The organism is Streptomyces sp. NPDC049577 (genome assembly GCF_040675635.1).
In the GTDB taxonomy this organism is placed as follows: domain Bacteria; phylum Actinomycetota; class Actinomycetes; order Streptomycetales; family Streptomycetaceae; genus Streptomyces.
The window spans coordinates 1-15,634 of record NZ_JBFAPH010000149.1 but is presented as its reverse complement, the minus strand read 5'-3'; the positions used below and the strand labels follow the sequence as shown (position 1 = coordinate 15,634).

The window sequence follows — 15,634 nt, the reverse complement described above, 5'->3', positions numbered from 1 at the left end:
AGCGAGGGCCCGGTCCGCACGGAGAAGCCGACGGCGGCCTTGACGTCCGCCAGGCCCCCCAGCCGGTCCGGCAGACCGCCGCCGATGTCCCCGATACCCCCGATGCCTCCGATGTCCCCGGCGCCGGCCGCCCCCGGAAGGCCGCCGCCGTCGAAGGTGACGGTGGACGATCCGGCCCACGCGAGCCCGCCCAGGAGCAGGAGGAAGAACAGCGCCACGGCCCCCGCCCGCGCGGCGAGGGCCCGGCCGCCGATGACGGCGCCGGCCGACCGCAGGGACCGCGCGAAGACGCGACCGAGCAGAAGCGCACCCACCAGGCTCACGCCCAGTGGCGTGATGTCGATGGTGGTGTGCGCCCCGGCGCCCGGCAATCCGAACGCTTCAACGGATCCGGTGGGAGAGAGGGAGCCGCCGACCGCGAGCACCACCACCGCGGCCGTCATCGGCCCGAGCCGGCCGGCGGCGTCCGCGCCCAGCAGATGCAGCCCCAGCGCGGCCACTCCCGCCATGGCGAGGAAGGCCCAGCTCACGGCGGCGACCGAGGCGAGCAGTGGATCCACGACGCGCGAGGGGCGCCGGCTACCGGTGATGGTCATCCCGTCCCCCCGGTCCATACCAGTTGCCCGGATGCGGGTGATCCATTGGCATCCGTGGCCGGTTACCACTCTCAGGGCGTATTTCGTCTCAGTCAACGGCGCCTGTTACAAGGCCGCTTCAATCCCCGACTTTCGGTCGGGGGACTGTGCCTGAAATAGTTCCTCCCGATGTTCGCCATCCCTAGACTCCCTGTGCAGGGGGCTCATCGGGGGACAAGTAGTGGGGCGTGGAGTGCCGGAAGTCGTCGTACTTGAATTGAATGGACAGACCTGGACGCTGGATCCGTCCCGGTCGTACAGCGTGGGCCGCGATCCGCAGGGTGACCTGGTGCTGGAGGACGCCCGCGTCTCCTGGCGGCACGCCACCGTGCGCTGGGGCGGCCGGGCTTGGGTGATCGAGGACCACGGCAGCACCAACGGCACCTATGTGCAGGGTCAGCGGATCCACCAGTTGGAGATCGCCCCCGGCACCACCGTGCACCTCGGCAACGCCACCGACGGCCCCCGGCTGAACGTGACCGCCGCCGCCACCGCTCCCGCGGCGGCCCCGGCGGACCTCTACAGCGCGCAGACCGCGCTGGCCACGCCGCAGCAGATGGCGGGTCAGCAGGCCCCGCACGCCTACCAGCAGCCGGGCGCGGGCTGGCCGCAGCAGCCCCAGCACCCCCACGCCCAGCAGGCACAGCCCCCGCAGCAGGCGTGGCAGCAGCCGCACCAGCAGCAGCCGTACGTGCCGCAGCAGGGGCAGCCGCAGCAGGGGCAGGGGCCCGGCGGGGCGTCCGCCGCCCCGCCGGTCTACGGCGACCGCAGCCCGACCAGCTTCCACCAGATGGCGGTCGGCCGGGTCATGCGCATCGGTCGTGCCCTGGACAACGAGCTGGTCGTCTCCGATCTCCAGGTCTCCCGTCACCACGCCGAGTTCCGGGCCACCGGCGACGGCCGCTTCGAGATCGTCGACCTCGGCAGCCACAACGGCACGTACGTCAACGGTCAGCCGGTCCGCCAGCAGATCATCGGTCCCCAGGACATCGTCGGTGTCGGTCACTCGACGTTCCGGCTGGTCGGCGACCGCCTCGAGGAGTTCGTCGACACCGGTGACGTCTCCTTCTCCGCCCGCCACCTCACGGTCACGGTCGACGGCGGCAAGCAGATCCTCAAGGACGTCTCCTTCGGCGTTCCCGAGAAGTCGCTGATCGCCGTCATCGGCCCGTCCGGCTCCGGCAAGTCGACCCTGCTCAAGGCGCTCACCGGCTACCGCCCGGCCAACCAGGGCGACGTCCTCTACGACAACCGGAACCTCTACAAGCAGTTCGCCGAGCTGCGCCAGCGCATCGGTCTGGTCCCGCAGGACGACATCCTGCACAAGGAGCTCACCGTCCGTAAGGCGCTGCGCTACGCGGCCAAGCTGCGCTTCCCCGGCGACACCGCGGCCTCCGAGCGCGAGGCCCGCATCGACGAGGTGCTGCGCGAGCTCAAGCTCGACATCCACAAGGACAAGAAGGTCACGTCCCTCTCCGGCGGCCAGCGCAAGCGCGTCTCGGTGGCGCTGGAGCTGCTGACCAAGCCGTCGCTGATCTTCCTGGACGAGCCCACCTCGGGCCTCGACCCGGGCATGGACCGCGATGTCATGCAGTTGCTGCGCGGCCTCGCCGATGACGGCCGCACCGTCCTGGTCGTCACCCACTCCGTGGCCGAGCTGGCGCTGTGCGACAAGCTGCTGGTGATGGCCCCGGGCGGCTCGGTGGCCTACTTCGGCCCGCCCGAGGAGGCGCTGAACTTCTTCGGCTACGAGACCTGGGCGGACGTCTTCTCCGCCTTCGAGAACTACCGCGACTACGACTGGGCGGGCCGCTGGAAGGGCTCGCAGCACTACCAGATGTACGCGGCCGACATCGACGCCGTGGCCCCGCAGTCGGTGCACGTCCAGCCGCAGATGGTCCGCCCGACCGTGCCGCAGAGCTGGCTCTCCCAGCTCTGGACGCTGATGCGCCGCTACTGCTCGGTCATCGCCTCCGACCGCGGCTTCCTCGCCCTGATGCTGCTCCTGCCCGCGGTCCTCGGCGGCGTCAGCACCCTGATCCCGTCCGACTTCGGACTCGGCGCGCCGAGCAAGGGGCACTTCAACCAGGACGCCGGCACGATCATGCTGATCCTCGCGGTCGGCATGTGCTTCTCCGGCGCCGCCAACTCCGTCCGTGAGCTGATCAAGGAACGGGTCATCTACGAACGGGAACGCGCCGTCGGCCTGTCCCGGTCCGCGTACCTGATGTCCAAGGTGATCGTCCTCAGCTTCATCACCGTGGTGCAGGGCGTCCTCACCTGCGCCATCGGCTTCTCGGTCCGCCAGCTGCCGGAGCAGGGCCTCATCCTGAAGAAGCTGCCGGCCGTCGAGCTCTGCGTCATGATCATCGCCCTCGGCTTCACCTGCATGATGATCGGCCTGGTCATCTCCTCCCTGGTGAAGACCGCCGAGAAGACCATGCCGCTGCTGGTCATGTTCGCCATCGTCCAGGTCGTGTTCACCGGCATCCTGTTCAAGCTGTACGACTCGCCCGGCATCGAGCAGGTCGCCTGGCTGATGCCGGCCCGCTGGGCCATCGCCGGCGCCGGCACCACGCTGGACCTCTCGCACATCATGGCGCCGATGGACAAGGGCAACCCGAAGAACCTCGACCCGCTCTGGGAGCACGCCGCCGGCCAGTGGGGCATCGACCTGATCGCCCTCCTCGCCATCGGCGTCGTGTGCGGCTTCGCGGTCGTCCGCCTGCTGCGCCGCCACGAGCCGGAGGTCATGCGCAAGTAGCCGCACGGGCCCCCGCGCCCCTGTGAACGCGCCGAAGGGCGGCACCCGATGCGGGTGCCGCCCTTCGGCGTTGCCGTCCGTCCGTGACCGACCCGAGGAGGGATCAGTAGGCGGAGTTCACGTTGTCCATGGAGCCGTACACCTTGGCCGCGTAGTTGCAGGCGGCGGTGATGTTGGCGACCGGGTCGTAGATGTTCCAGGACGTGCCGTCGACGTGGTACGCCTTGAAGGTCGGGTCGATGACCTGGAGCAGACCCTTGGAGGGGATACCCGCGGCGGCGTTGGAGTCCCAGTTGTTGATCGCGTTGGGGTTGCCGCTCGACTCGCGCATGATGTTGCGGTGGATGCCGTCGTAGGAGCCGGGGATGCCCTTGGCCTTCATGATGTCCAGGGCCTCGCGGATCCAGCCGTCGAGGTTGTTGGCGTAGGTCTTCTTGGGCGCGGGGGCCGGGGCGACGGGCTTGCGCTCCTCGGAGCGGCTCGCGGCCTCCTTCTCGGCGCGCTCCTTGTCGGCCTTGGCCTTGGCGGCGGCCTCGGCCTCCGCCTTCTTCTTGGCCTCGGCGTCGGCCTTGGCCTGCTTGGCGGCGTTGTCCGACTGCTTGGTCAGCTCGTTCTGCTGGGTCTCACCGAAGGAGGAGGCGTTCCACGCGACCGGCTTCACACCGATGGACTGGGCCTGGGCGTCGCCCTGGACCGGACCGGAGGGGATGACCGCGATGGCCACGGCGGCGGCACCGGCGGCGGCGAGACCCGCGGCCGAGAACTTGTGGACCTTGTTGAGGCGGGTGTAGCCGGAGACGAGGCGGGTATAGCCAGAGACGGGAGAACGCATAGGAGCTGACCTACTTCCAATCGCTTGAGTCGCAGTGGCCCGATCGGCGCAAAAAAGCGCCGTGTCTCGATCGACGGCGCCCTGCGGCTGGGCAATTGTTAGCGGCAGCAAAATTGCCTGGCAATGATGTGACGTACTATCCCGCATCGTTGCGAGCGGGCCCGTGCGGGACCGGGAAAATCGCCCCGATCCCTGCCCAAGCCCCCGCTTACGGCGTCTTTACCCCTCCACTACCCCGCTTCGTACGTGACCTGGGTCCTATGTCGGGGCTCACACCGGGCGCCTCCGCGAGTCACCCGGCGTGACCGGGCACGTTCACTGTGTGTGCACCAGGGAACGCGCCTCGAAGCGTTTGCTCCCGCGGTGTGCTCAGACCTCCACCAGCACCTGCTCCAGGCTCTTGCGCACCAGGTCCGGCACCTCGCAGTCGGCCGCCGGATAACCCACGGGGATCACCGCGAACGCCTTCTCGTTCGCGGGCCGCCCCAGCACCTCGGACAGGAAGCGCATCGGGCTCGGTGTGTGCACCAGCGCCGCCAGCCCCGCCAGATGCAGCGCGCTCAGCAGCATCCCGACCGCGATGCCCACCGACTCGTCCACGTAGTAGTGCTTGCGCCGCTCGCCGTCCGGGCCCAGCCAGTACCGCTGCTGGAAGACCACGATGAGCGCCGGGGCGTCCGTCAGATGCGGCTTGACCTCGTCCGTGCCCAGCGGCCGCAGCGCCGCCAGCCACTCCTCGCCCAGTCGCCCGGCGTACGAGCGCCGTTCCTCCTCCTCCGCCGCCTCGCGGATCCGCCGCCGCACCTCGCGGTCCTTGACCAGGACGAAGGTCCACGGCTGCTGATGCGCCCCGGACGGCGCCGTGGCCGCGCAGGCGATCGCGTCCCGTACCACCTGCTCCGGCACCGGGTCGGCGGAGAACCGCCGCACCGTCCGGCGCCCGGCCATCCGCTCCCGCAGCTCCGCCGCGCGGGCCAGCGACTCCCCGGCGGGCATCCGCACGGGCCGGTAAGGAACGGGACGGTAAGGATCACCGTGGGTGGGTGTCCACTGCGTTGGTATAGACATGCCACGAGTCTGGAGTCGGCCGCCCGCCACCGGAAGAGCGCCGCCCGGACCGGGCTCCGGCGGGCCTAGGACCGGGGAACCAGGACCCGCGGAGCAGTCCCCGCCGATCGCCGGCCCGATATCGTGCCGCGCGCCCCTCGGTACCGTGATCCCATGACCCACGGCCCCCGCTCCGGACTCACCGCCGTGAGCACCGCACTGCTCGCCATGAGCCGGCACCTGGAGGTCCGCGACGTCCTCCAGACCATCGTCGTCTCCGCGCGCGAGCTCCTCGGCGCCCGCTACGCGGCCCTCGGCGTGCCCGACGACCACGGCGGCTTCGCCCAGTTCGTCGTCGACGGCGTGAGCGACGAGGAGTGGAAGGCCATCGGACCGCTGCCGCGCCAGCACGGCATCCTCGCCGCCATGCTCCGCGACGCCACCCCGCAGCGCCTCGCCGACGTCCGCCTCGACCCCCGCTTCGAGGGCTGGCCCGCCGCCCACCCCGAGATGAGCGACTTCCTGGGCATGCCCGTCGCCGACGGGGACGAGATCCTCGGCGCGCTCTTCCTCGCCAACAAGGTGCGGACGCCCGACGAGCCGGCCGGCGGCTGCGGCTTCACCGCCGAGGACGAGGAACTCCTCCGCGTCCTCGCCCAGCACGCCGCCATAGCCCTCACCAACGCCCGGCTCTACGAGCGCAGCCGCGAGCTCACCATCGCCGGGGAGCGCGCCCGGCTGGCCCACGAGCTGCACGACGCCGTCTCCCAGAAGCTCTTCTCGCTCCGGCTGACCGCCCAGGCCGCCACCACCCTCGTCGACCGCGACCCGGTCCGCGCCAAGGACGCCCTGCACGAGGTCGCCCGTCTCGCCGCCGAAGCCGCCGACGAACTGCGCGCCGCCGTGGTCGAGCTGCGCCCCGCCGGGCTGGACGAAGACGGCCTGGTGGCCACCCTGCGCACCCAGATCAAGGTCCTCGACCGCGCGCACGCCGCCCGCGTCACCTTCGAGGAGCACGGCGTACGAGCCCTGCCGACCGCCCAGGAGGAGGCCCTGCTGCGCGTCGCGCAGGAGGCCCTGCACAACGCCCTGCGGCACTCCGGCGCCCGGCGCGTCGACGTCGTCCTCGCCCGGCGGGGCCAGGGCGCCGAGCTGCGCGTGACCGACGACGGGCGCGGCTTCGACCCGTCCGCCGTCCGCCGCGCGGGCCGCCACCTGGGCCTGGTGTCGATGCGGGACCGCGCGCACGGGGTCGGCGGCAGGCTGACCGTCCTGTCGGAGCCCGGCAAGGGCACCACGATCGAAATGGAGGTGCCCGGTGGCTGACGAGCCGATCAGGGTGCTGCTGGTGGACGACCACCAGGTCGTCCGCAGGGGACTGCGCACCTTTCTGGAGGTCCAGGACGACATCGAGGTCGTGGGGGAGGCCGCGGACGGCTCCGAGGGCGTCGACCGCGCCGAGGAGCTCCGGCCCGACGTCGTCCTGATGGACGTGAAGATGCCCGGCACCGACGGCATCGAGGCCCTGCGCCGGCTGCGCGAGCTGGCGAACCCCGCCCGGGTGCTGATCGTCACCAGCTTCACCGAGCAGCGCACCGTCGTCCCCGCCCTGCGTGCGGGCGCGGCGGGCTACCTCTACAAGGACGTGGACCCCGAAGCCCTCGCGCGCGCGATCCGGTCCGTGCACGCCGGGCACGTGCTGCTCCAGCCCGAGGTTGCCGGGGCGCTGCTGTCGCCGGACGAGCCGGGCGGCGGCCACGGGAGGGGCAACGCCCTCACCGAGCGGGAGCGCGAGGTGCTCGGCCTGATCGCGGACGGCCGGTCCAACCGGGAGATCGCCCGGGCGCTGGTGCTGTCCGAGAAGACCGTCAAGACGCACGTCTCGAACATCCTGATGAAGCTCGACCTCGCCGACCGCACCCAGGCGGCCCTGTGGGCGGTGCGCAACGGCATCGCGGAGCGCTAGCGGTCAGATCGGAACGTCAGGCTCCGATCAACGGTTCATGCGGTCGTGTGATTAGCCGCCCGGACGCGCAACCCGACCGGCTTCGGCCCGTTTTCCATGACGTATCCGCGGCGGCTGGCCGTGGGAATGCTCAGGAAGGTCATAGGAAGCGTGAAGAACATGAAGAAGGCCGCTGTCGTCACCCTCGCTGTGAGCGGACTCGCCATGGCAGGTGCCGGCATGGCCTCCGCGTCCGGTGCGCACGGCAAGGCGGAGAACTCCCCGGGCGTCGCCTCCGGCAACGTCGTCCAGGTGCCCGTCCAGGTTCCGGTCAACGCCTGCGGCAACACCGTGAACGTCGTCGGTCTGCTGAACCCCACCCACGGGAACGTCTGCGTCAACGAGTAATCGTCGACCGATCTCCCGGCGTGTCCCGCCTTCGCCGGTCGGCCGGCTCCGCCTCGCGCGGAGTCGGCAGCCGGGGGCGATCGCTCGTCCGAACGAGGGCAACACCGCCGACGGCCGTGCCGTCGGCGGTGCACTGGCGTTCATCAGTACACGGCCCCCTTGCCCGGGGCCACAGAAACGTCAGCAAAAGGAAGACACCCTCATGAACAGTGCCAAGAAGGCCGCCCTGGTTCTGGCGGCGGCGGGCGTCGTGGTCGGCGCGGGCGTCGGTGCGGCGTCGGCAAACGACGACGGCGCCACGGCTGTCGGCGTCGCCAAGGGATCACCCGGTGTGATCTCGGGCAACGTCATCCAGGTGCCGATCGACATCCCGATCAACCTCTGCGGCAACACCATCAACATCGTCGGCCTGCTCAACCCGACGTTCGGCAACGTCTGCATCAACGGAGACGCCCGCGAGGAGCACTTCGAGCACCGCGAGCGCCACGAATTCGGCGAGCACCACACGAACCACCACGAGCACCACCGCCGCTGACGGCTCCCCGTCCCCGTCGAAGCGTCGAAGGCCCCGCGAACCCGAGTCCGCGGGGCCTTCCCCTGTCCGGCGAGCGGCTCGGCCGGCGGTTCGGCGAGCCGTACGGCCCGGTCAGCGCATGCCGCGCTCGCGCTGCTCCACCATCGCGTTGTACGCGGCGACCTGGGCCCGCCGGGCCGTGCGCTCCACGGGGCGCAGTGCGGCGGCCCGTGCCGCGATCTCGGAGGCGCTCACCGCGGCGCCGTGCTCCCGGCCCTCCGCGTCCCCCGGCGCGTACGCGATGGCGATCAGCGCGCCGACCCGCAGCGCCAGCTCCAGCACCCGCGCGGCCCGGGACGGATAGCCCGGGGCGAGCACCTCGCGGCCGCGCTCGGCCCGCGCCCGGTAGGCCTCCAGCGCGGCCTGGGCCACCGGACCGGAGCCGGCCACGTCGAGCCGGGTGAGCACCTCGGTCGCCTCGCGCAGCGCCTCCGCCAGCTCCCGCTCGGCCTCGGCCAGCGACGGCACGTCCGCGGGCGGCGCCTCCCGCACGGGCAGGCAGTGCCAGAGGACCTCCACGTGCACATCGCCCTCGGGCCCGGCCTCGAAGACCTCCGGCACCAGGCCGAGCGCCGCGCCGGCGGCCACGACCGCCTCTCCGGACTCCAGGGCGCGTGCGTTGAACTCCGGCGGGCCGCTCAGCCCCAGCGGATGGCCGGGCGCCGGCAGCGCCAGCCGCAGCCCCGTGGCCCCCAGGGCGCGTAGCCGGCCCAGCGCCAGGGTCAGCCCGACGGGTCCGGACTCCCCGGGCAGTCCGACGACACGGTGCACCGCGTCATCTCCGGTGATGTGGTGCGCGGCGTCATCAGGTGCGGCAAATCCGGCGATAAGGGCATTTCCCCACGCCGTGAGCCGTCCTGAGCGATGTTCATCGAGCATGGCCCCAGCCTAAGGACTGCCACCGACGGACGGTGGCGTAGGTTTTCCCCTGGGGGCTGCGCACCGGGCGCAGGCGACGACGAGACTGCAATGGGAGACAACGCGCTCATGAGCGATGTGCTGGAACTGGTGGACGTATCCGTGGTCCGCGAGGGCCGGGCCCTGGTGGACCAGGTCTCCTGGTCCGTCAAGGAAGGCGAGCGCTGGGTCATCCTCGGCCCCAACGGCGCCGGCAAGACCACCCTCCTCAATGTCGCCTCCAGCTACCTCTTCCCCACCAAGGGCACTGCCCGCATCCTGGGCGAGAAGCTCGGCTCCGTCGACGTCTTCGATCTGCGCCCGCGCATCGGCATGGCCGGCATCGCGCTCGCCGACAAGCTGCCGCGCAGCCAGACCGTGCTCCAGACCGTCCTCACCGCCGCCTACGGCATGACGGCCGGCTGGCAGGAGGAGTACGAGGAGGTCGACGAGCAGCGCGCCCGCGCCTTCCTCGACGTCCTCGGCATGACCGACTACCTCGACCGCAAGTTCGGCACCCTCTCCGAGGGCGAGCGCAAGCGCACCCTCATCGCCCGCGCGATGATGAACGACCCCGAGCTCCTGATGCTCGACGAGCCCGCCGCCGGCCTCGACCTCGGCGGCCGCGAGGACCTCGTCCGCCGCCTCGGCCGGCTCGCCCGCGACCCCCTCGCGCCCTCGATGCTCATGGTCACCCACCACGTCGAGGAGATCGTCCCCGGCTTCACCCACGTCCTGATGATCCGCCAGGGCCAGGTGCTCGCCGCCGGTCCCATCGAGCTCGAGCTCACCTCGCGCAACCTCTCCCGCTGCTTCGGCCTGCCCCTGGTCGTCGAGCGCCGGGGCGACCGCTGGACCGCCCAGGGCCTGCCGATGTCCTCCTGACCGGCCCCCCCCGAACGCCCGTGCCACCCCGCACGGGCGCCCTGTCGGGACCCCGGCCCGCGCACCTACCATGACCATGTGGACACATGGGCGTGGTGGCTCGTCGCCGCCGTCGGGCTGGGTATTCCGCTGGTCGTGACCGCCATGCCGGAGTTCGGCATGTTCGCCATGGGCGCCGTCGCCGCCGCCGTCACCTCGGCGCTCGGCGGCGGCACCGTCGCCCAGGTCATCGTCTTCGCCGTCGTCTCCGTCGCCCTCATCGCGGTCGTCCGGCCGCTCGCCAACCGGCAGCGCCGCGGCCGGCCCGGCATCGCGACCGGCATCGACGCGCTGAAGGGCCGTCAGGCCGTCGTCCTGGAACGCGTCGACGGCAGCGGCGGGCGCATCAAGCTCGCCGGCGAGATCTGGTCCGCCCGCTCCCTCGACGCCGAGCGGGCCTTCGAGGTCGGTCAGCACGTGGACGTCGTCGAGATCGACGGCGCGACGGCGGTCGTGATGTGAGCCCAACGCCTGCGCGGGGGCACCGGATCTGAAAGACTCGATCATCACGATCACACGACAAAGGCATGGGGAGCCTCGATGGAACCGATCATCATCGTCCTGATCATCCTGGTGGTGCTCGTCTTCATCGCCCTCATGAAGACGGTCCAGGTCATCCCGCAGGCCAGCGCCGCCATCGTCGAACGGTTCGGCCGCTACACCCGCACCCTCAACGCCGGACTGAACATCGTCGTCCCGTTCATCGACTCCATCCGCAACCGCATCGACCTGCGCGAACAGGTCGTGCCGTTCCCGCCGCAGCCGGTGATCACCCAGGACAACCTCGTCGTCAACATCGACACGGTCATCTACTACCAGGTGACCGACGCCCGCGCCGCCACCTACGAGGTGTCCAGCTTCATCCAGGCCATCGAGCAGCTCACCGTCACCACCCTGCGCAACATCATCGGCGGCATGGACCTGGAACGGACCCTCACCTCCCGCGAGGAGATCAACGCAGCCCTGCGCGGGGTCCTCGACGAGGCCACCGGCAAGTGGGGCATCCGCGTCAACCGCGTCGAGCTCAAGGCCATCGAGCCCCCGACCTCCATCCAGGACTCGATGGAGAAGCAGATGCGCGCCGACCGTGACAAGCGCGCCGCCATCCTCACCGCCGAGGGCATCCGCCAGTCCCAGATCCTCACCGCGGAGGGCGAGAAGCAGTCCGCCATCCTGCGCGCCGAGGGCGAGGCCCGCGCCGCCGCGCTCCGCGCCGAGGGCGAGGCCCAGGCCATCCGCACCGTCTTCGAGTCCATCCACGCCGGCGACCCCGACGAGAAGCTGCTCTCCTACCAGTACCTCCAGATGCTCCCGAAGATCGCCGAGGGCGACGCCAACAAGCTCTGGATCGTGCCCAGCGAGATCGGCGACGCCCTCAAGGGTCTGAGCGGCGCCGTCGGCCTCGGCCCCAAGGCCGGCGGCCCGGCCATGCCCAAGCAGCAGCAGCCCCGCCGCGAGGAACCCACCATCGACTGACGCGCGGCCGCCCTTGGGTGCATGATCAGTGCGGCCCCCCGACCTTCATGGCGGGGAGGCGACACACTGATCCGAAGGAGATGGCCTTGTCCATCTGGGAAGCACTCGCGGTCCTCGCCGCCGGCATCGGAGCCGGCACCATCAACACCATCGTCGGCTCCGGCACCCTCATCACCTTTCCGGTGCTCCTCGCCACCGGTCTGCCGCCCGTGACCGCCAACGTCTCCAACACGCTCGGCCTCGTACCCGGCAGCATCAGCGGCGCCATAGGCTACCGCCGCGAACTCCGCGGCCAGCGCGCCCGCGTCCTGCGCCTGGGCGCCACCGCGCTCGTCGGCGGCCTCGCCGGCGCCGTCCTGCTCCTGGCACTCCCGTCGAAGGCCTTCGACGCGATCGTGCCCTGCCTCGTCGGCCTCGCGCTGGTCCTCGTCGTCCTCCAGCCCCGGCTCGCCCGCGCCCTCGCCCGCCGCCGCGAACGCGAGGGCACCGAGGCACCCACCGACGGCGGCCCCGCCCTGCTCCTCGGCCTGCTGCTGTCCAGCGCCTACGGCGGCTACTTCGGCGCGGCGCAAGGAGTGCTCTACCTCTCCCTGATGGGCCTGCTCCTGCACGACGACCTACAGCGCGTCAACGCCCTCAAGAACGTCCTCGCCGTGATCGTCAACGGCGTCGCCGCGCTCTTCTTCCTCTGCGTCGCCGACTTCGACTGGCTCGCCGTCCTGCTCATCGCCGCCGGCTCCACCGTCGGCGGCCAGATCGGCGCAAGGATCGGCCGCCGCCTGTCGCCGACCGTACTGCGCGGCGTCATCGTCACCGTCGGCATCGTGGCCATCGTCCAGCTGCTGCTGCGCTGAGCCCGGCCGGCCGGAACCCCTTGGGAAAACGGCAACGCTCCGGGCCCTCCCCCGTGTCGAAACGGGCCCGGAGCGTACGGCGGCGGACGCGGTCACCCGGGCATCGCCCGGGCTCCGGCAGGCACGCGGCGCTCACGCGCCCGCCGCCCCCGCCACTGCGGTATCCGCCGCCCGACGACCTCATGAGAAGCCGTCAGCCGTGAACCACTGTGCGATCCGGGGGCGGCCCCGCGCAACGCATTTTCCGCGCCCGCGGCTACCGCGCCTCGTACTCGCCGATCAGCTGGGCCCGCGCCAGCGCGTGGAACCGCAGGTGGAAGCCGACCACGGCCGGCGAAGCCTCCGCGTCCGGGCCCAGCTTCTCCTGGTCCACCGCGTACACCGTGAACACATAGCGGTGCGGCCCGTCCCCGGGCGGCGGCGCCGCACCGCCGAAGTCCCGCGTCCCGTAGTCGTTGCGCACGTGCACCGCACCCTCGGGCAGCCCCTTCATCTCACCGCTGCCCGCCCCGGCAGGCAGCTCGGTCACCCCGGCGGGGATGTCGAACAGCACCCAGTGCCAGAACCCGCTCCCGGTCGGCGCGTCCGGGTCGTAGCACGTCACCGCGAAGCTCTTCGTCTCCGCCGGGAAACCCTCCCAGCGCAGCTGGGGCGAGCGGTTGCCGCCCGCGTACACCTGGTCCTCCCGCAGCGTCGCACCCGCCGACACGTCATCGCTCACGACCGTGAACGGGGGCACCGGCGGATGGAAGTCGTGGGGGAGCGGCCGTCGCTTCTGATCGGACATCAGCACACCTCCTGTGGGGGCGGACAGGTCGAAGCGTCAGCCTAACCAGGCCCCGGCCGCCGGAGCTGCGACCATACGGAGTGTGCTGCGAAGTATCCCGAGCCGAACCGACCGCCCCCTGCGCCGCGTCACGCGCACCCTGACCGCGCTGCTGGCCGGCGCGTCCCTGCTCCTGCTGCCCGCCTGCTCCTCCGGCGGTCACAGGACGAGCGGAACGACGAACGGAACGACGAACAGAACACCACCCCCGGCCACCGCGCCCGCGCCCCCCTCCTGGGCGAAGGGCATGAAGACCGTCACCCCGGACCGGCTCCCGCCGGAGGCCCGCCGTACCCTCGAACTCATCGAGAAGGGCGGCCCCTTCCCGTACGACAAGGACGGCACCGTCTTCGGGAACCACGAGAACCGGCTCCCCAAGCAGACCCGCGGCTACTACCACGAGTACACCGTCCCCACCCCCGGCGCCCGCACCCGCGGCGCCCGGCGCATCATCACCGGCAGCCACGACGAGCGCTACTACACCGGTGACCACTACCAGACCTTCGAAGCGGTGGTACGACCATGACCCGACCGCTGCCCGCCCCCGGGCTCCCCGCACTCCTGGGCGGCCCCACCCCGCCCGGCGTCTACCGGCTGCACGCCGGCGAGAACCCGTCCCACGTCCTCGCCCTCGCCACCGAGTCCGACTGGCACGCCGCCCGGCTGCGCCTCACCGGCGTCACCGGCAAGGCCGGCTTCCTCGACCGCTGCGCGGCCGACCTGGACTTCCCCGACTGGTTCGGCCGCAACTGGGACGCCCTCGCCGACTGCCTCACCGACCTCTCCTGGTGGCGCGAGGCCGGCAAGTCCCGCGGCTACCTCGTCCTCGCCGACGGCTGGGACGCCTTCCGGACGGCCGACCCGGAGGTCGCCGGCACCGCGGAAGAGATCTTCCACGAGGCCACCGACTTCTGGGCCGACCGCGAGTCCCCCCTGACGGTGCTGCTCGCCTGAGGGGATCCGTACGGCGCCGGAGGACTCAGAGCCAGTTGCGCTTGCCACCGACCTCGGCCAGCCACTGGTGCAGATAGGCGGCCCAGTCGGTCTGCGCGAAGGAGTGCAGATCCACGGTGAAGGAGCGGTACGAGTCGCTGCCCGAGGAGAACAGACCGGGCTTCTTGTCCATCTCCAGCACGACGTCCATCTGCCGGTCGTCCGCCACGAACGACAGCTCGACCTCGTTCAGCCCCCGGTACTGGGACGGGGCCCGGAACTCGATCTCCTGGTAGAAGGGCAGCCGCTGCCGCGTCCCCGAGATGTGCCCGCGCTCCAGATCCGCGCTCTTGAACGCGAAGCCCAGCTGCCCGAACGCGTCGAGGATCGCCTGCTGTGCCGGGAGCGGGTGCACGTTCACCGGATCGAGGTCGTGCGAGTCCACCGCGCGGGCGATGTCCAGATGCGTCGTGACCCCCACGTGCATCCCGGTCAGCTCACGCCCCAGGAACATCGTGACCGGGGTCTCCCAGGGGATCTCCAGCCCGAACGGCACCGTGTGCACCGCCCCCGCCTGCACCTCGAAGGCCCCGCCCAGCTTCACCCGCGTGAACTCGACGTCCTGCTTGTACTCCCCGTCGTCCCCCTCCACCTCGACCCGCGCCTGGAGGCCCACGGACAGGCCCCCGACCTTCTGCGGAACCGTGCCGCCCTGGATCCGCACCTCACCCTGCACCACGCCGCCGGGCACCACGTTCTGCTCGAACAGCACCGTTTCGACGGACGCGCCCCCGGCGCCCAGGCTCGCCAGCAGCTTCTTGAAACCCATGCTCATCCTCCCCGGACCCGTACGCCCGGGCCCTTCCTCACTGCGACCGGCTCCGCGTCCAGTACGCTCGACCGGCATGATTGCCGCGCCTGACCGTATGCCACTCGCCAGGGAGTTCTTCGACCGTCCCGTCCTGGAGGTCGCCCCCGAACTGCTGGGCCGCACCCTGGTCCGTACCTCGGACCGGGGGCCGATCGAGCTCCGCATCACAGAGGTCGAGGCCTACGCGGGCGAGGCCGACCCGGGATCCCACGCCTACCGCGGTCGCACGGAGCGCAACGCCTCCATGTTCGGCCCGCCCGGCCACGCATACGTCTACTTCATCTACGGCATGTGGTTCAGCCTCAACCTGGTCTGCGGACCCGAGGGCCACGCGAGCGGTGTACTGCTGCGCGCCGGCGAAGTGATCAAGGGCGCGGACCTCGCCCGGGAGCGCCGCCCCAAGGCCCGCCACGACCGCGAGCTCGCCCAGGGGCCCGCCCGGCTCGCCACGGCCCTCGACGTGGACCGCTCCCTCAACGGCACCGACCTCTGCGCCGGCCCCGACGCCCCGCTCTCCGTGCTCACGGGCCACCCCGTCGCGGCCGGCCGGATCCGCCGCGGCCCCCGCACGGGCGTCGGCGGCGCGGGCGCCGACCACCCGTGGCGCTTCTGGACCGACGGCGACCCCACGGTCAGCCCCTACCCGGC

At 71.4% G+C, this 15,634-nt stretch carries 18 protein-coding genes; 12 read left to right on the top strand and 6 right to left on the bottom strand.

Translation table 11 applies throughout. From position 1 onward, the window contains the following. On the bottom strand, window positions 1-596 hold a 596-nt coding region (locus AB0K09_RS18160; protein WP_366066371.1), incomplete at its 3' end, for a streptophobe family protein. A 220-nt stretch (window positions 597-816) separates the two neighbouring features. Between AB0K09_RS18160 and AB0K09_RS18155 the strand changes: the two genes are divergently transcribed. Continuing rightward, the gene (locus tag AB0K09_RS18155; RefSeq protein WP_366066370.1) at window positions 817-3,399 is read left to right on the top strand and encodes an FHA domain-containing protein; all 2,583 of its coding nucleotides are present in this window, start codon (window positions 817-819) and stop codon (window positions 3,397-3,399) included. A 103-nt stretch (window positions 3,400-3,502) separates the two neighbouring features. Here AB0K09_RS18155 and AB0K09_RS18150 read toward each other — a convergent pair whose 3' ends face one another. Together AB0K09_RS18150 and AB0K09_RS18145 are read right to left on the bottom strand one after the other, a co-directional pair. Beyond that, window positions 3,503-4,231 carry a transglycosylase SLT domain-containing protein gene (locus AB0K09_RS18150; protein ID WP_366066369.1) on the bottom strand — a complete coding sequence of 243 codons (729 nt, stop codon included), beginning with the start codon at window positions 4,229-4,231 and terminating at the stop codon, window positions 3,503-3,505. A 369-nt stretch (window positions 4,232-4,600) separates the two neighbouring features. Continuing rightward, window positions 4,601-5,299, bottom strand: coding sequence for a nitroreductase family protein (locus tag AB0K09_RS18145; RefSeq protein WP_366066368.1), 699 nt, complete (start codon window positions 5,297-5,299; stop codon window positions 4,601-4,603). A gap of 153 nt (window positions 5,300-5,452) precedes the next feature. Between AB0K09_RS18145 and AB0K09_RS18140 the strand changes: the two genes are divergently transcribed. The 4 genes from AB0K09_RS18140 (at window position 5,453) to AB0K09_RS18125 (ending at window position 8,166) form a co-directional block, all read left to right on the top strand. Continuing rightward, window positions 5,453-6,604, top strand: a complete 1,152-nt coding sequence (locus AB0K09_RS18140; protein WP_366066367.1) for a GAF domain-containing sensor histidine kinase — start codon at window positions 5,453-5,455, stop codon at window positions 6,602-6,604. Further along, entirely contained in the window at window positions 6,597-7,244 is a 648-nt protein-coding gene (locus AB0K09_RS18135; RefSeq protein WP_366066366.1) for a response regulator transcription factor, read from the top strand. The genes AB0K09_RS18140 and AB0K09_RS18135 overlap by 8 nt, the downstream gene beginning before the upstream one ends. Before the next feature lie 150 nt (window positions 7,245-7,394). Beyond that, the gene (locus AB0K09_RS18130; RefSeq protein WP_366066365.1) at window positions 7,395-7,631 is read left to right on the top strand and encodes a chaplin; all 237 of its coding nucleotides are present in this window, start codon (window positions 7,395-7,397) and stop codon (window positions 7,629-7,631) included. A gap of 202 nt (window positions 7,632-7,833) precedes the next feature. Then, window positions 7,834-8,166 (top strand): chaplin, encoded by a 333-nt coding sequence (locus tag AB0K09_RS18125; protein WP_366066364.1) that lies wholly within the window; start codon window positions 7,834-7,836, stop codon window positions 8,164-8,166. 111 nt (window positions 8,167-8,277) lie between these two features. On the opposite strand, the gene AB0K09_RS18120 is transcribed toward AB0K09_RS18125, so the two are convergent. Continuing rightward, entirely contained in the window at window positions 8,278-9,084 is an 807-nt protein-coding gene (locus AB0K09_RS18120; protein ID WP_366066363.1) for a hypothetical protein, read from the bottom strand. Window positions 9,085-9,192: 108 nt separating this feature from the next. Here AB0K09_RS18120 and AB0K09_RS18115 point away from each other — a divergent pair, with 108 nt between their 5' ends. The 4 genes from AB0K09_RS18115 (at window position 9,193) to AB0K09_RS18100 (ending at window position 12,356) form a co-directional block, all read left to right on the top strand. Next, on the top strand, window positions 9,193-9,987 hold the full coding sequence (locus tag AB0K09_RS18115) for an ABC transporter ATP-binding protein (RefSeq protein WP_366066362.1): 795 nt from the start codon (window positions 9,193-9,195) through the stop codon (window positions 9,985-9,987). A 78-nt stretch (window positions 9,988-10,065) separates the two neighbouring features. After that, window positions 10,066-10,488 carry an NfeD family protein gene (locus tag AB0K09_RS18110; protein WP_366066361.1) on the top strand — a complete coding sequence of 141 codons (423 nt, stop codon included), beginning with the start codon at window positions 10,066-10,068 and terminating at the stop codon, window positions 10,486-10,488. Window positions 10,489-10,566: 78 nt separating this feature from the next. Then, window positions 10,567-11,502 carry an SPFH domain-containing protein gene (locus tag AB0K09_RS18105; protein ID WP_366066360.1) on the top strand — a complete coding sequence of 312 codons (936 nt, stop codon included), beginning with the start codon at window positions 10,567-10,569 and terminating at the stop codon, window positions 11,500-11,502. 86 nt (window positions 11,503-11,588) lie between these two features. Then, entirely contained in the window at window positions 11,589-12,356 is a 768-nt protein-coding gene (locus AB0K09_RS18100; protein WP_366066359.1) for a sulfite exporter TauE/SafE family protein, read from the top strand. A 256-nt stretch (window positions 12,357-12,612) separates the two neighbouring features. Here AB0K09_RS18100 and AB0K09_RS18095 read toward each other — a convergent pair whose 3' ends face one another. Further along, the gene (locus AB0K09_RS18095; protein ID WP_366066358.1) at window positions 12,613-13,143 is read right to left on the bottom strand and encodes a YbhB/YbcL family Raf kinase inhibitor-like protein; all 531 of its coding nucleotides are present in this window, start codon (window positions 13,141-13,143) and stop codon (window positions 12,613-12,615) included. Window positions 13,144-13,225: 82 nt separating this feature from the next. On the opposite strand from AB0K09_RS18095, the gene AB0K09_RS18090 reads away from it, so the two are divergent. Both AB0K09_RS18090 and AB0K09_RS18085 read left to right on the top strand, forming a co-directional pair. Beyond that, window positions 13,226-13,708: a ribonuclease domain-containing protein gene (locus AB0K09_RS18090; protein ID WP_366066357.1), complete on the top strand. Its 483-nt coding sequence runs from the start codon at window positions 13,226-13,228 to the stop codon at window positions 13,706-13,708. Further along, the gene (locus AB0K09_RS18085) at window positions 13,705-14,136 is read left to right on the top strand and encodes a barstar family protein (RefSeq protein WP_366066356.1); all 432 of its coding nucleotides are present in this window, start codon (window positions 13,705-13,707) and stop codon (window positions 14,134-14,136) included. The genes AB0K09_RS18090 and AB0K09_RS18085 overlap by 4 nt, the downstream gene beginning before the upstream one ends. A 25-nt stretch (window positions 14,137-14,161) precedes the next feature. On the opposite strand, the gene AB0K09_RS18080 is transcribed toward AB0K09_RS18085, so the two are convergent. After that, complete coding sequence (locus tag AB0K09_RS18080) at window positions 14,162-14,944, bottom strand: sporulation protein (RefSeq protein WP_366066355.1); 783 nt, start codon at window positions 14,942-14,944, stop codon at window positions 14,162-14,164. Window positions 14,945-15,020: 76 nt separating this feature from the next. On the opposite strand from AB0K09_RS18080, the gene AB0K09_RS18075 reads away from it, so the two are divergent. Continuing rightward, window positions 15,021-15,634: DNA-3-methyladenine glycosylase (locus AB0K09_RS18075; RefSeq protein ID WP_366066354.1), on the top strand; the 614-nt coding region annotated here is incomplete at its 3' end.

Coding starts and splice junctions, on each gene's coding strand:
- AB0K09_RS18140 (WP_366066367.1), top strand. CDS start 5,453: ATGACCCACGGCCCCCGCTCCGGACTCACCGCCGTGAGCACCGCACTG.
- AB0K09_RS18125 (WP_366066364.1), top strand. CDS start 7,834: ATGAACAGTGCCAAGAAGGCCGCCCTGGTTCTGGCGGCGGCGGGCGTC.
- AB0K09_RS18115 (WP_366066362.1), top strand. CDS start 9,193: ATGAGCGATGTGCTGGAACTGGTGGACGTATCCGTGGTCCGCGAGGGC.
- AB0K09_RS18085 (WP_366066356.1), top strand. CDS start 13,705: ATGACCCGACCGCTGCCCGCCCCCGGGCTCCCCGCACTCCTGGGCGGC.
- AB0K09_RS18080 (WP_366066355.1), bottom strand. CDS start 14,944: ATGGGTTTCAAGAAGCTGCTGGCGAGCCTGGGCGCCGGGGGCGCGTCC.
- AB0K09_RS18095 (WP_366066358.1), bottom strand. CDS start 13,143: ATGTCCGATCAGAAGCGACGGCCGCTCCCCCACGACTTCCATCCGCCG.
- AB0K09_RS18145 (WP_366066368.1), bottom strand. CDS start 5,299: ATGTCTATACCAACGCAGTGGACACCCACCCACGGTGATCCTTACCGT.
- AB0K09_RS18105 (WP_366066360.1), top strand. CDS start 10,567: ATGGAACCGATCATCATCGTCCTGATCATCCTGGTGGTGCTCGTCTTC.
- AB0K09_RS18120 (WP_366066363.1), bottom strand. CDS start 9,084: ATGCTCGATGAACATCGCTCAGGACGGCTCACGGCGTGGGGAAATGCC.
- AB0K09_RS18150 (WP_366066369.1), bottom strand. CDS start 4,231: ATGCGTTCTCCCGTCTCTGGCTATACCCGCCTCGTCTCCGGCTACACC.